Source organism: Paenarthrobacter sp. 10L412 (assembly GCF_056395565.1).
Genome location: NZ_JBFTJT010000007.1, coordinates 450,699 through 464,250, shown reverse-complemented (window position 1 = coordinate 464,250; position 13,552 = coordinate 450,699). Strand labels below are relative to the sequence as shown.

Sequence of the window (13,552 nt, the reverse complement as noted above, 5' to 3'; positions counted from 1 at the left end):
TTCGTCACGGCCTTCCGCTCAGCCATCGTCAATCCCATTCACCCGGCGTAACCCCCGTCCACTGACCGAGGCAACCGCCCACCCAGCCGGAGGATTATTAATGAGGCAACGTATCCCCCCTCGCGGAGGTTAATTACGAGTCAACGCGATGACGTGACCAGCGACAACATAAGTTGTAGCCTTCGCACAAATGGAGCTTGCCTGAGATGCACCGTATGCTCGTTCCATGGCAGAGCCCAGCAAAATCACTACAAAGCGCAAAGCAGCAACCCAGGCATTGTCGCCGGAAAAGGCGGAGACCCTGCGGCAGCTCCGTGCGAATGTGGGGCAATTGTCCACCAGCACCATGCGGCAGCTTGAGAAATCGCTGCCTTGGTACGGCCGGCTGAGCTCTGATGAACGCTCTGCTTTGGGGCTCGTGGCCCAAAATGGCATTGCCGCGTTCGTGACCTGGTATGAGCGCCCCAGTTCGCCGTCGTGGATCCTGACCGACGTCTTTGGTAATGCGCCCACTGAACTGACCCGCTCCATCAGCCTGCAGAAGGCCTTGCAGCTGATCCGGATTGTGGTGGAGGTCGTCGAGGACCAGGTTCCCGTAATCGCCCCTGAGTCGGACCAGCCTTCGCTGCGCGAGGCGGTGCTTCGCTACTCCCGGGAAGTGGCTTTCGCAGCCGCGGATGTCTATGCCCGCGCAGCGGAATCACGGGGATCCTGGGACACCCGGCTTGAGGCGTTGATCGTGGACGCAATCCTGAGGGGCGAAAACACGGACGCCCTTCGTTCAAGGATCGCGGCCCTGGGCTGGAAAGCTCAGGAGCGGTTCACCGTCATGGTGGGCAACTCGCCATCGGAGCCCAGCGCCAGCTACGTCAGCGACTTACGGCGAACTGCCGGCCGTTTCGCGGAAGACGCGCTTGTAGGAATCCAGGGTGACCGCCTCATCCTCATCCTCGGCGGGGTCCAGGACCGCGATACGGCGTACATAAAACTCAGTGAATTGTTTGCGCCGGGCCCCGTTGTCTACGGCCCGGAGGCCGGCTCGTTGCTGGAAGCCAGCACTTCGGCCCAAGCCGCCTTCGCTGGCCTTACCGCCGCCCGCGCCTGGCCCTCGGCGCCTCGACCTGTTGCAGCGGACGATCTCCTCCCGGAACGCGTTGTTTCCGGGGATGATGCGGCCCGGCGGTCACTCATCAAGAATATTTACCGCCCTCTGCTGGCAGCCTCAAACGGCTTGGTGGAAACCTTGGGAACCTACCTCGAGTTGGGACATTCATTGGAGGCCACAGCGCGTGAATTGTTCGTCCATGCCAACACTGTGCGCTACCGTTTGAAGCGTGTCTGCGATGTGACAGGCTGGGATCCGCTCCTCCCAAGGGAAGCTTTCGTACTTCAAACTGCCCTGGTGGTGGGCCGGCTTTCGGCCCAGCCCAAAGCCGCCCCCGAGCGTCACGCATCGCGTTCACAGAACTGAACCGTTGTAGACTTCCTACAAACTGACCCAGTGAGCTTGGTGTACGAAAACACCAGTGGATCACGTGGCAATTTGGAAAGCTGGATACGTGCTTGCAATCGTCTGCCCTGGACAGGGCTCCCAGACCCCTGGATTTTTGGCCCCTTGGCTGGAACTCCCCTCCGTCGAAGGCCAATTGGCCACCCTGAGCGAGATCGCAGGCATCGACCTCAAGGCCCACGGAACCACGTCCGATGAAGAAACCATCAAAGACACCGCGGTAGCCCAACCCCTGATCGTGGCCGCGGGCTTGGTGGCAGCCAAGTCTTTGTTCGACGTCGAACTCAACACACTTCCGGTTGTCCTTGCAGGGCACTCCGTCGGTGAAATCACGGCTTCAGCCCTTGCGGGCGTCCTCACTGAGCAGGAAGCCATGACTTTCGTCCGCGAGCGGGCCAACAGCATGGCTGCCGCAGCGGCGGTTACCCCGACAGGCATGAGTGCAGTCGTCGGTGGCGACCCCGCGGAGGTCCTTGCCGCCATCGAGGCATCGGGCGCCACTCCCGCCAATGTGAACGGAGCCGGCCAGACAGTGGCCGCAGGAACGTTCGAGCAGCTTAAGGCCTTGGCGGACAACCCGCCGGCCAAGGCACGCGTCATTCCCCTGAAGGTCGCTGGCGCCTTCCACACCTCGCACATGGCTCCCGCCGTCAGTGCACTGGAAGCCCTGAAGCCTTCCTTGTCCCCGCAGGACCCGACTGTCCCCCTGCTGTCCAACTATGACGGCAAGGAAGTTACGGCAGGTTCTGCCGCCGTCGACAGCATGATTGCGCAGGTCTCCAGGCCCGTCCGGTGGGACCAGTGCATGGAGACCCTCTCGGCCCGCGGAGTTACCGGTGTGATCGAACTGGCTCCCGCCGGCACGCTCGCTGGTTTGGCCAAGCGTGGAATGCCAGGCGTCAAGACAGTTGCTGTCAAAACCCCGGATGATTTGTCCGCGGCCCTGGCACTTTTCGCAGAATTGGAGGGACAAGCGTGAGCACCCCCGTCCTCAAGAAAGCTACGGTCAACGAGAACGCCCGCATCCTGGGCATCGGCGCTTATCGCCCCGATGTCATCGTCACCAACGACGACGTCTGCCAGTGGATCGACTCCTCCGATGAATGGATCCGGCAGCGCACCGGCATCATCACCCGCCACCGCGCGGCCGCTGACGTCAGCGTCATCGACATGGCCGAAGGTGCCGCCCGCGAAGCCATCCAGCAGGCCGGGATCGCACCATCCCAGCTGGGTGCTGTCATCGTGTCCACCGTGACCCACCCCTACGCAACGCCCTCGGCCGCCGCTGCCCTTACGGAGCGTTTGGGCGCGACGCCGGCACCCGCCTTCGACATCTCCGCCGCCTGTGCAGGGTACTGCTACGGAGTGGCCCAGGCAGATGCGCTGGTGCGCTCCGGTTCTGCCGAATATGTTCTGGTGGTTGGCGCCGAGAAACTCTCGGACGTCATCGACAACCACGAACGCACCATCTCGTTCCTGCTCGGCGACGGCGCCGGCGCAGTAGTGGTGGGTCCCTCTGACACTCCCGGCATCGGACCTTCAGTGTGGGGCTCGGATGGCAGCAAGTGGGACGCGATCGGAATGACCCACTCTTTGGAAGACGTCAAGAAGCTGGGTGAATCGGCTCGCCACTCCGACGAAACAGACGACCTCGCAATCATCTCTGCAACACAGGATGTTTGGCCTACGCTGCGTCAGGACGGCCAGACTGTTTTCCGTTGGGCCGTGTGGGAAATGGCGAAGGTGGCCCAGCAAGCTCTCGACGCTGCCGGCATCGAAGCCAGCGACCTCGCCGCTTTTGTTCCCCACCAGGCGAACATGCGCATCATCGATGAGATGGTGAAGAAACTGAAGCTTCCCGAGACAGTCCTCATTGGCCGCGACATCGCCCAAGCCGGCAATACGTCAGCTGCTTCCATCCCCCTGGCCACACACCGCCTGCTTCAGGAGAACCCGGAACTCAGCGGTGGGCTGGCATTGCAGATCGGTTTCGGCGCCGGATTGGTGTTTGGCGCCCAGGTTGTCGTTCTGCCATAGACCTGGACTGGCCCCGTGGCCTCCAGCCAACTGAATATGACTTACAAACCCAAACCGTAACCGCGGTTTGCCCCCTTTCCGGCATAGCCGGCACAACAAGAAAAGGAGCCAACAATGGCTAGCAACGAAGAAATCCTGGCCGGCCTGGCTGAAATCGTCAACGAAGAAACGGGCCTGGCTACCGAAGCCGTCGAGCTGGACAAGTCCTTCACCGAGGACCTGGACATCGACTCCATCTCCATGATGACCATCGTCGTGAACGCCGAAGAGAAGTTCGGCGTGCGCATCCCGGACGAAGAGGTCAAGAACCTTAAGACCGTCGGCGACGCCGTCAGCTTCATCGCAAACGCCCAGGCCTAAGCCTGATACCTGCTGTGCCGGGCCAGGATGCTTGATCCTGGCCCGGCACAGCCGCAGTAACGCCCAAAGTTTTTCCTGCCGCCCATGCAAAAACTGCAGATGGGACGGCTGATCCGACAGAGAGTGATCGCATGGCACGCAAAGTAGTCATAACCGGTCTGGGGGCCACCACTCCCATCGGCGGCGACGTCCCCACAATGTGGCAGAACGCGCTGAAAGGGGTCTCAGGTGCCCGCACGCTCGAAGACGAGTGGGTGGCCAAGTACGACCTCCCCGTCCACTTTGCTGCCCGGTGCTCGACGCCGGCCCTGGAAGTCCTGAGCCGGGTGGAAGCCAAGCGTATGGACCCGTCCACTCAGTTTGGTGTCATCGCTGCCCGGGAGGCATGGGCTGATTCGGGCATCGAGGACATCGACCACGACCGCCTGGCGGTGGCGTTTGCAACGGGCATCGGCGGCGTATGGACGCTCCTTGATGCATGGGACACGCTCAGGGACAAGGGTCCCCGTAGGGTCCTGCCCATGACCGTCCCCATGCTTATGCCCAATGGCGTAGCCGCTGCCGTCAGCCTTGACCTCGGCGCCCGGGCCGGAGCCCACACTCCTGTTTCGGCCTGCGCATCCGGTACTGAGGCCCTGCACCTTGGCTTGGACCTGATCCGCTCAGGCAAGGCAGATGTAGTCATGTGCGGCGGAGCCGAAGCTGCGATTCACCCCATGCCCTTGGCGGCTTTCTCGTCCATGCAGGCACTCTCCCGCCGCAATGACGATCCCCAGCGCGCTTCCCGCCCGTACGACATAGACCGTGACGGCTTTGTCATGGGTGAAGGTGCCGGCGCCCTGGTACTTGAAGCAGAAGAGCACGCGATCGCCCGCGGCGCCCGCATCTATGCTGAGCTTGCCGGAACCTCGGTCACGGCTGACGCGTACCACATCACAGCCCCGGACCCCGAAGGTCTCGGCGCCACCCGTGCACTCAAGGCCGCGATGTTTGACGGCAGGATCCAGGCTGAGGACGTAGTCCATGTCAATGCCCACGCCACCTCCACTCCCGTAGGTGACAGGCCGGAGTACACGGCCCTGCGTGCCGCCCTGGGGGCTCACGTGGACAACGTCGCCGTATCTGCCACCAAGTCCCAGATGGGGCACCTCCTGGGCGCCTCCGGGGCTGTAGAGGCTGTCCTCACCGTCCTGGCCGTCTATGAGCGCAAGGCACCTGTCACCATCAACCTCGAGAACCAGGATCCCGAGATCCCCCTCGACGTCGTAACCTCCGCGCGTGACCTGCCTTCGGGCGACATCGTCGCACTGAGCAACTCCTTCGGCTTTGGCGGACACAACGCTGTCATAGCCGTCCGCAACGTCTAAGACCTGCGTTCGCCGGATGCCGTGAGGTGAAGAGAAGCGAAGGGCCCACCATCAGGTGGGCCCTTCGCTGTTGCTATGGGGATGTTTTGGCGGTCAGGAGTTGCTGCTACCCGACTTGATGCAGCCAGCGGACCGGCGCGCCCTCAGCTGCGTGGCGGAAGGGCTCCAGTTCCTCGTCCCAGGCTTCACCCAGGGCCAACGACAGCTCATGGTAAACGGCCGACGGATCTCCGGCTCCTGACTCATAGGCATAGCGGATGCGGTCCTCGCTGACCATGATGTTGCCGTGCACATCCGTGACGGCATGGAAGATTCCCAATTCCGGAGTGTGCGACCAGCGTGCGCCATCCACGCCTTGGCTCGGTTCTTCAGTAACCTCGTACCGCAAATGTGCCCAGCCCCGAAGAGCAGACGCCAACTGGGCGCCGGTGCCGGGCGTACCTGTCCAGGACAGTTCGGCACGGAACATTCCGGGCGCAGCTGGCTGAGGGGTCCACTCAAGATCGGTTCGCTTGTCCACGACCGATCCGATGGCCCACTCAACGTGCGGGCACAATGCCGTAGGGGCCGAGTGCACGAACAGGACACCGCGGGTTGTTGCAACAGACATTCCATCCTCCATAGCTGTAGGTACGTCTTCCCCAACGACCTCTGCGACGGATGTTTACTGTTGCTGCCCGGCCCTGTCATTCTTACGGACCCTGCAGGCTATTCAATTAGCTAAGACTCTTTGATTGTGACACGAAACGAACCCTCAACCCTAAATTGAAGGTTCGGCCGTGGTGCTTTCATTTTGCCGTACCCTTCCCTTTTCCGCCAGTGCAACTCTTTGGGCGTCATTTTCAGGCCCGCGGATGTGCCTGCTGGTAGCTCTTCCGAAGCCTGTCCACGGAAACGTGGGTGTATATCTGGGTAGTGGCAAGGCTGCTGTGACCAAGAATTTCCTGCACTGCCCGAAGATCAGCCCCACCATCCAGCAGATGGGTTGCGGCGCTATGCCTCAAGGCGTGGGGCCCCGTTGCAGCGGTATCGCCCAGTTCCTGCAGCAGGACGGCTACAACCGCACGGACCTGGCGTGGGTCAACACGCTTTCCCCTCACACCCAGGAACAGAGCCGGACCGCTCGTGGCAGTTGCCAGCGCCGGGCGTCCCCGGCGAAGCCAATCGTCGATGGCAAGGGCAGCTGGAACTCCGAAAGGAACGGTACGCTCCTTGTTTCCCTTGCCAATGACGCGGAGGGTCCTTCTATCCGGATTCATGTCATCGATGTCCAGCCCGGCCAGCTCCCCAACGCGCACTCCAGTTGCGTAAAGCAACTCCACCATTGCACGATCCCGGAGTGCCAGAGGTCCTCCATCTGCCGCAGCAGCGTCAAGGCTATCCACGACCCTGAGAATTTGCTGCTGCTGGAGCACTCCAGGCAACGATTTCCCCCGTTTAGGAGCTTGCAGGCGAATGGCCGGATCCGTGGCGATGAGTTCCTCCCTCAGAGCCCACTTGGTAAACGACCTGGCCGTGGCGGCACGGCGGGCAAGAGTTGACCGGGCCATCCCGGCTTCACTTTGTGCACCCAGCCATCGGCGGAGCGAACCCAACTCCAATTGATCGAGATCGCGTATTCCCTCCTGGACCGCGAATCCGAGAAGGCTGTACACATCTGCCAGATATGCGCGGACAGTATGTGCCGACCTCGCGCGTTCACCGTGGAGGTAGCGTTCGAAACCCTCCACTGCGCTCTTTAGCGATGCTGGCAATGATTCTGAGTCCACCCTTCCAACTTTGCCAGCAATATGGACCGTCGCTGCGTATCAACATGCTTCGCTGCTCGTCCGCCTAGGCATTCTTGGTGCGCTTCCAGGCTCCCCGTTCAGAGGATGCGAGACCCAGCAGTCCTAATCGGCCCAAGCCCGCACGCACAGAGTCCGGGCTGAGGCCTGCAACCACCGTGAGTTTCTCCACGGAACTTGCCGATCGAAGCGGCAAGGCGTCCAGGAGTATCAGGTCTTCCAAGGACAAGCCATCATGGGGTTCGGCCGGCGAATCCTTCTCGGAGACCATCACCTCCCCGTTCCGGCCGGCCAGTTCAGCAATTTCTCCGACGTCGGTCACACAGATCGCCCCGCCATCCCGGAGCAGCCTATGGCAACCAGCCGAATTCGCACTGTGAATGGATCCGGGAACAGTTGCCACTACCCTCCCTATGCTCTCGGCGTGATGGGCTGTGTTCAGTGCGCCTGAGCGCCATCGTGCTTCCACCACCACCGTGACAGCCGCAAGCGCAGCAATGAGGCGGTTTCGCTGCAGGAATCGGTACCTTGTAGGGGCAGATCCGGGTGGAACCTCGGAAATCACGGCTCCTTGGTTGGCCACAGCACGAAGAAGATCCTCGTTCCCGGAGGGATAGAAGCGGTCCACTCCCCCAGCCATGACTGCAATGGTCGGTACGTTTGCGACCCCACCACGGAGGGCACCACGATGGGCGTGGGCGTCAATGCCATACGCTCCCCCGGAAACAACGCAGTACCCACGTTGGGCCAAACCGTAGGCAAGGTCCCCAGTCACAGATGCTCCATAGCTCGTGCTGTCCCTGGACCCCACCAGCGCGATGGTCTGCCGCGTTGAGGGAAGGGGCTGCTCGTGTCCCCGCCACCACAGGCACAAAGGCTCCTGAAGGCCGAGGTCCGACAACTGCTCAGGCCATAGCTCGTCGCCGGGAACGATCAGGCGGCCACCGAGCCTCTTCATCGTCTCCAGGTCACGGTCCGGCGCGAGGTCCGGTACACGTGGAGCCCATCGTCGTTTGCTGGCCGTGAGCCCCGGCCAGGAAGCCGGGCCTCCGCTTTCGGTCAGTAAGCTGGAAATCTCCTGTTCCAAGCGTGGGCCGGCAGCGAGTTCGCCTGTCGCGATACCCAGCGCGTCAACGGCTCCAACAGCATGAACCAAGGCGAGCCCCACGGAATCCTGTGGTTCCATCAGACGCGCCAATGCTGCCCGTGCAAGCCTTTCCTTTTCCTGTTTTCCCAACACGGCTGCGCTTGTGCCGTCCGTTGTCACTTCGTCCTTCGTCACGTTGTCCTTCATGCCGTCGCCGTTGCTTGCCGGAGGCCGAGCGCTTGTCCGATGTGGTCTGCAGTGGGAATTTTGCTATGGTCCAGGTCTGCCAGTGTCCACGCCAAGCGAAGGACGCGGTCGTAGCCTCGGGCAGTGAGAATGCCTCGTTCCAGGGCCGTGTCCAGGATGCGGGTGGTGTCCGGTGCCAGCCTCAGTTCCCCGCGCAGGGTGCGTCCGGGCACTTGGGAATTGGTCTCAATGCCGAACGCCCCCAGGCGCTCGGCCTGCCTTTGCCTCGCAGCCAGCACCCGTCCTGCGACGGCGACCGTTCCCTCTTCCGTACCGGCTTGTCCAAAATCGGCAAGGGACACACGTTCCACCTGGAGTTGTATGTCGACGCGATCCAGGAGAGGACCCGATATTCGGCCGAAGTACCGCCTGCGCATTATTGCGGTGCAGGTACAGTCCATCCCCTTGCCCGAGGCTTTGCCGCATGGGCAAGGATTGGCTGCCAGGACCAGTTGAAACCGAGCGGGGTAAGCTGCTGTCCCTGCCGAACGGTGAATGACCAGTTCGCCGCTCTCCAAGGGCTGCCGGAGGGCATCCAGGACGCGTCGTTCATACTCGGGAGCCTCGTCAAGGAAGAGGACCCCACGGTGTGCCCGCGAGGCAGCACCCGGACGGGGAAGCCCCGAGCCTCCGCCGATGATGGCAGCTGCAGTAGCACTGTGGTGGGGATTCTCGAACGGGGGCCTCCGGAGCAACGTGCCGGTTGATGAACGGACCGCCGCCAGGGAGTGAATGGCAGTAACCTCCATTGCTGCCTTGTCTCCCAGGTCCGGCAAGAGCCCCGGCAAACGCTCTGCGAGCATCGTCTTACCGGCACCCGGTGGACCGGTCAGGAGCATATGGTGGCTGCCTGCAGCTGCGACTTCCAGCGCGCGCCGGGCCTCGGATTGCCCCGAAACATCGGAAAGATCCGGCACGATGCCCGCTGCATCATCGTTTTCATCACCGGGATCAGCGCCGGGCGGGTCGTAATCCAGGGCGAGTTCCTTGGGGTCCGCACCGAAGTCGTAGGCGAGCCGGGCGAGAGTCCGGTATCCCCTGACGTGAGCCCCCGGAACCAACGTTGCCTCGGCAACGTTTGCTTCGGCTACGACGATCTCCGGATACCCCGCCTGGACGGCAGCCATCACTGCCGGGAGGATGCCCCTCACCGGCCGAAGCCGGCCATCCAAACCAAGCTCGGCAATGAAGACTGTTCCATCGATCGAACGAATGTCCTCGGCAGCACGGAGAACAGCCATGGTGATGGCCAAGTCAAAGCCTGAACCACGTTTGGGCAAGGATGCTGGAATGAGATTTGCGGTGATCTTCCTCCGGCTCAGAGGAATTCCCGAGTTTTGTGCCGCAGAGCGTATTCGTTCTTTGGCCTCGTTAAGGGCGGCATCGGGTAGTCCCAGGATCACGAATGCCGGGAGCGTCTGGCCAATGTCGGCTTCTACCTCCACGATGTAACCGTTGAGTCCAACCAGGGCAATGCAGTAGCTGCGCCCGACCCCCATCAGCCAACACCCCGCAGGTGTTCCAGTTGGGGATCCCCGATGCCGTCGTGGATGACCGACACCACATCAATACGCTTTCGTGGAGCATTCACTTCATGCTCCCGGCACCACGACGAAGCGAGCCGGTGCAGGCGTGCCAGCTTGGCCGGACCTACTGCCTCAAAGGGATGTCCATAATCCAGGCTGCTGCGGGTCTTTACTTCCGCAACCACCAGGGTGTCACCCTCCAATGCGACGATGTCGATTTCACCATCGGCGCACCGCCAATTGCGATCGACGATCCGCATGCCCTGGTGTTCCAGGAATCCTGCCGCCAACGCCTCGCCGTTACGGCCAAGTATGTCTTTTGCTCTCATGAGCATCACCTCCGCTATCCAGCTTTGACGCTGGCAGCGGCTAGTGACAGACAGCCCTGATGCTATGTGGGTAAACCCGTCACATCATTGGCTTGTGGAGGAAGAGTACCCGCAGGCTGCAGGTGCTAGTTACCGAGGTCTCCCAGATCCCCGAGGCCACCATCCTTGGGCAACGCAAGATCTTCATTGCGTGGAAGTTCCTCGACGTTGACGTCCTTGAACGTTATGACCCGGACATTTTTCACGAAGCGGGCTGAACGATAAACGTCCCAAACCCACGCATCCTGCAGGGTTAGATCGAAATAGACTTCGCCGTCTGCGCTGCGGGCTTGTAGATCAACATGGTTGGCCAGGTAGAAACGCCGCTCAGTTTCGACAACGTAGCTGAACAAACCGACAACGTCCCGGTATTCACGGTAGAGCTGCAGCTCCATGTCGGTTTCATAGTTCTCAAGGTCCTCGGCGCTCATAGTTCCATCTTGCACCATCTGCCGCGCACCGGACGCCATCAGCAGGACTGACGCTGCCAAGCAAGCTGTCAGACAACGTCCGGCCCGGTCAGGTTCCAGCTTGTCCGGTGATAGGCGCTGGGGCCCTGCAGCCTGATCACTTCACGATGCGCTGCTGTGGCGTAACCCTTGTTTTCGTTCCAGCCGTAGGCCGGTACTTCAGAGTGGAGATCAACCATGATTCGATCGCGGGCTACTTTTGCCAAAACACTCGCAGCAGCCACGCTGAGGCAGCTCATATCTGCTTTTACCTTTGTGTGGACCGGAGCTTCACACCAGGGCCCTGTGGGTGCGGTGTCGAACAGTGAGGCTTGAACTTCCGGAGAAAGCCAGTTATGGCTGCCGTCCAACAACACCACGTCAGGCGTGATGCCACCGGCCAGAATCTCACACCACGCCCGCGTTCCCGCCAAGCGCAGGGCAGCTATGATACCGACGTCATCGATTTCCCGGGCGGACGCATGTCCAACTGCGGACGCTACAGCCCAGTCACGGACCAAAGGCTCCAACCTGTCGCGGTCCTCGGGCTTGAGCAACTTGCTGTCCCGGACGTCGGCCAGAAGGGCGTGATCCTCGAGATTGACCACAGCGATTCCCACACTGACGGGGCCAGCCAGGGCTCCCCTGCCAACCTCGTCCACACCGGCCAGCAACCGCACCCGGGGAGACAGGAAGGAATGCTCGACGTCCAGGGTCGGAACTTCGGTTGGTGTCTTGGTTTTCAGCCGGGTGCTTGCCATGGCCGTTACTTTCCTGACGTGCCCGCAGGAACGTTCTTGAAGACATCCGGGTAATTGTCCAGCACCGTCCACCGGTTGACGGGCCAGGCGATGACCGTGGCTTTACCTTCAACGTCCTCGATATTAATGAAACCACCATTGACTTCCTGGTGCGCCCGGGAATCGGCCGAGTGGTTGCGGTTGTCTCCCATCACCCAGACCTTGCCCTCTGGAACGACGATGTCAAACGAGTTGGGCTGGGGCACTTCCGCGGGGTTGACGTATGTTTCGTCCACCGGTGTGCCATTGATGCTGACCCTGCCCTGCGCGTCACAGCAGGAAACGTGATCACCCGGAAGCCCAATCACGCGTTTGACCAGGTGCTGCTCATTGTCGTCGGCCGCCAACCCCACGAATTCCAAAGTGTCGCCTACCCAATCAAGGGGGCCCGCCGGTTTTTTCAGAACTGCGGGCAGCCAACCTTGCGAATCCTTAAAGACCACGACGTCGCCCCGTTCCAAGGCGAAGGGCTCCGGCACCAGCAGATTGATGAAGATGCGGTCATTCACGTCCAAGGTGCTTTCCATGGACTCAGAAGGAATGTAGAACGCCCGGAAAAGGAACGTCTTGATAAGGAAGGAGAGCACTACGGCAATCGCCACAACCGTGACGATTTCCTTCAGCCATCCAAGGACAGGGTTCCTGCGGGGCTTTTCGCCCTCGTCGGTTTTGTTGCCGGCATCGGCAGCAGCGTCAGCGACCGGGGTGGGCTCAGCCACTCCGGCGACGCCAGCCGTTCCGTCCGAGAGCCGCGCGTCGTCGTCGTGCCGCTCGGGATTCTCGGGAACTTTGTCCGGCATTTATTGTCCGTTCTTTGATGGTTCGGCCTGCGCGGAGCGAGGCACCTCTGCAAATCTATCAAGGGGCCAGATAATCTGGACGGGTCTGCCGATCACCCGGTCAACCGGGACCATTCCCCCACCGGGTGCTCCCAGCAATCCGCGGGAATCAGCAGAGCGGGATCGGTGGTCACCCATCAGCCAGAGCCGGCCCTCGGGAACCACGACGTCGAACTTCTGTTTGCTGGGTTCGTCCCCGGGGTACACATAGGGTTCCTCAAGTACCTGACCGTTCACTGTGAGGCTCCCTTCGGAGGAGCAGCACTGAACGTGGTCACCCGGAACCCCAATGACCCGCTTCACATATGTGGTGTCGCTTCCAGTGAGCCCGAACCACTGACTCGCTGCAGCAGCCGCGTCAACAAGGGGACCCCTACCGCTGGTGAGCGGGGCGAACGATCCGCGCCCATCAAAGACAACGACGTCTCCACGCTGGATGGTCTCGGCGGTGAACGCCGTGCGCGAAACCAGGATCCTGTCCCCGGTGCCCAGCAGCGGCTCCATGGACTCGGAAGGAATGTAGTAGACGTCGATCCACAAGGAGCGGACCAGGCCGCTGATTGCGACGGCAAGGACCAATGCCAGTAAAACAAAACGCCAGCCCTGTTTCCGGGGCTGGCGTTCTGATGTGTCCATGACTCGTATCCCTGTTGCGTTGCGGATTGCTCCGGAACGAACCGGGCACGAATCCTGGACCCGTTGCGTAAGTCGTTGGACTTACTTGGCGAAGTCGCGCTTTTCCTTGATCTTCGCAGCCTTACCGCGCAGTGCGCGCATGTAGTAAAGCTTGGCACGACGGACGTCACCCTTGGTGACGACCTCGATCTTGTCGATGATCGGGGAGTGTACCGGGAAGGTACGCTCTACGCCGACGCCGAAGGAAACCTTACGCACGGTGAAGGTTTCGCGAACGCCGTCACCCTGGCGGCCCAGGACGAAGCCCTGGAATACCTGGACACGGGAGTTCTTGCCTTCGATGATGTTGACGTGAACCTTGAGGGTGTCACCCGCGCGGAACTCGGGAACATCGTTACGCAGCGAGGCTGCATCTACGCTATCGAGGATATGCATTAATCCACTCCTGGTGGACGCCACAGGTCATCCACTTTGGGTTACGGCAGACAAGCCCGCGGCACAAAGCCAACCGGAAATCTCCGCCGAAGTTTCATAGTGTCC

The 13,552-nt window shown here is 61.4% G+C and carries 15 protein-coding genes; 5 read left to right on the top strand and 10 right to left on the bottom strand.

Translation table 11 applies throughout. The annotated features are described in order from the left end of the window. Positions 1–226 precede the first annotated feature (226 nt). The 5 genes from AC1DD7_RS12405 (at position 227) to AC1DD7_RS12385 (ending at position 5,274) form a co-directional block, all read left to right on the top strand. Positions 227–1,471, top strand: coding sequence for a PucR family transcriptional regulator (locus tag AC1DD7_RS12405; protein WP_431115513.1), 1,245 nt, complete (start codon positions 227–229; stop codon positions 1,469–1,471). Positions 1,472–1,559: 88 nt separating this feature from the next. After that, complete coding sequence (locus AC1DD7_RS12400; RefSeq protein WP_431115514.1) at positions 1,560–2,489, top strand: ACP S-malonyltransferase; 930 nt, start codon at positions 1,560–1,562, stop codon at positions 2,487–2,489. Then, positions 2,486–3,547 carry a beta-ketoacyl-ACP synthase III gene (locus AC1DD7_RS12395; RefSeq protein WP_431115515.1) on the top strand — a complete coding sequence of 354 codons (1,062 nt, stop codon included), beginning with the start codon at positions 2,486–2,488 and terminating at the stop codon, positions 3,545–3,547. The genes AC1DD7_RS12400 and AC1DD7_RS12395 overlap by 4 nt, the downstream gene beginning before the upstream one ends. Before the next feature lie 114 nt (positions 3,548–3,661). After that, positions 3,662–3,907 (top strand): acyl carrier protein, encoded by a 246-nt coding sequence (locus AC1DD7_RS12390; protein ID WP_011692310.1) that lies wholly within the window; start codon positions 3,662–3,664, stop codon positions 3,905–3,907. A gap of 131 nt (positions 3,908–4,038) precedes the next feature. Next, the gene (locus AC1DD7_RS12385) at positions 4,039–5,274 is read left to right on the top strand and encodes a beta-ketoacyl-[acyl-carrier-protein] synthase family protein (RefSeq protein ID WP_431115517.1); all 1,236 of its coding nucleotides are present in this window, start codon (positions 4,039–4,041) and stop codon (positions 5,272–5,274) included. Positions 5,275–5,380: 106 nt separating this feature from the next. Here the strand turns inward: AC1DD7_RS12385 and AC1DD7_RS12380 are convergent, their stop codons facing one another. The 10 genes from AC1DD7_RS12380 to rplS all read right to left on the bottom strand — a co-directional run bounded on the left by AC1DD7_RS12380 (position 5,381) and on the right by rplS (position 13,447). Then, positions 5,381–5,884 (bottom strand): DUF3145 domain-containing protein, encoded by a 504-nt coding sequence (locus AC1DD7_RS12380; RefSeq protein WP_216923837.1) that lies wholly within the window; start codon positions 5,882–5,884, stop codon positions 5,381–5,383. A gap of 232 nt (positions 5,885–6,116) precedes the next feature. Beyond that, positions 6,117–7,043: a tyrosine recombinase XerC gene (locus AC1DD7_RS12375; RefSeq protein ID WP_431115518.1), complete on the bottom strand. Its 927-nt coding sequence runs from the start codon at positions 7,041–7,043 to the stop codon at positions 6,117–6,119. A 64-nt stretch (positions 7,044–7,107) separates the two neighbouring features. Then, positions 7,108–8,355, bottom strand: a complete 1,248-nt coding sequence (gene dprA / locus AC1DD7_RS12370) for a DNA-processing protein DprA (RefSeq protein ID WP_477515167.1) — start codon at positions 8,353–8,355, stop codon at positions 7,108–7,110. Beyond that, positions 8,352–9,893, bottom strand: a complete 1,542-nt coding sequence (locus AC1DD7_RS12365; RefSeq protein ID WP_477515166.1) for a YifB family Mg chelatase-like AAA ATPase — start codon at positions 9,891–9,893, stop codon at positions 8,352–8,354. The genes dprA and AC1DD7_RS12365 overlap by 4 nt, the downstream gene beginning before the upstream one ends. Further along, positions 9,893–10,258: a YraN family protein gene (locus AC1DD7_RS12360; RefSeq protein ID WP_477515165.1), complete on the bottom strand. Its 366-nt coding sequence runs from the start codon at positions 10,256–10,258 to the stop codon at positions 9,893–9,895. The genes AC1DD7_RS12365 and AC1DD7_RS12360 overlap by 1 nt, the downstream gene beginning before the upstream one ends. A 116-nt stretch (positions 10,259–10,374) precedes the next feature. Then, positions 10,375–10,719 (bottom strand): DUF2469 domain-containing protein, encoded by a 345-nt coding sequence (locus AC1DD7_RS12355; RefSeq protein ID WP_216923842.1) that lies wholly within the window; start codon positions 10,717–10,719, stop codon positions 10,375–10,377. A gap of 68 nt (positions 10,720–10,787) precedes the next feature. After that, a complete protein-coding gene (locus AC1DD7_RS12350; protein WP_477515164.1) occupies positions 10,788–11,498 on the bottom strand; it encodes a ribonuclease HII in 711 nt (236 codons plus the stop codon). Between the two features lie 5 nt (positions 11,499–11,503). Beyond that, entirely contained in the window at positions 11,504–12,337 is an 834-nt protein-coding gene (lepB, locus tag AC1DD7_RS12345; protein WP_477515163.1) for a signal peptidase I, read from the bottom strand. Next, the gene (gene lepB, locus AC1DD7_RS12340) at positions 12,338–13,012 is read right to left on the bottom strand and encodes a signal peptidase I (protein WP_477515162.1); all 675 of its coding nucleotides are present in this window, start codon (positions 13,010–13,012) and stop codon (positions 12,338–12,340) included. Between the two features lie 81 nt (positions 13,013–13,093). Further along, positions 13,094–13,447, bottom strand: coding sequence for a 50S ribosomal protein L19 (rplS, locus tag AC1DD7_RS12335; protein ID WP_014922079.1), 354 nt, complete (start codon positions 13,445–13,447; stop codon positions 13,094–13,096). Positions 13,448–13,552: the final 105 nt, after the last annotated feature.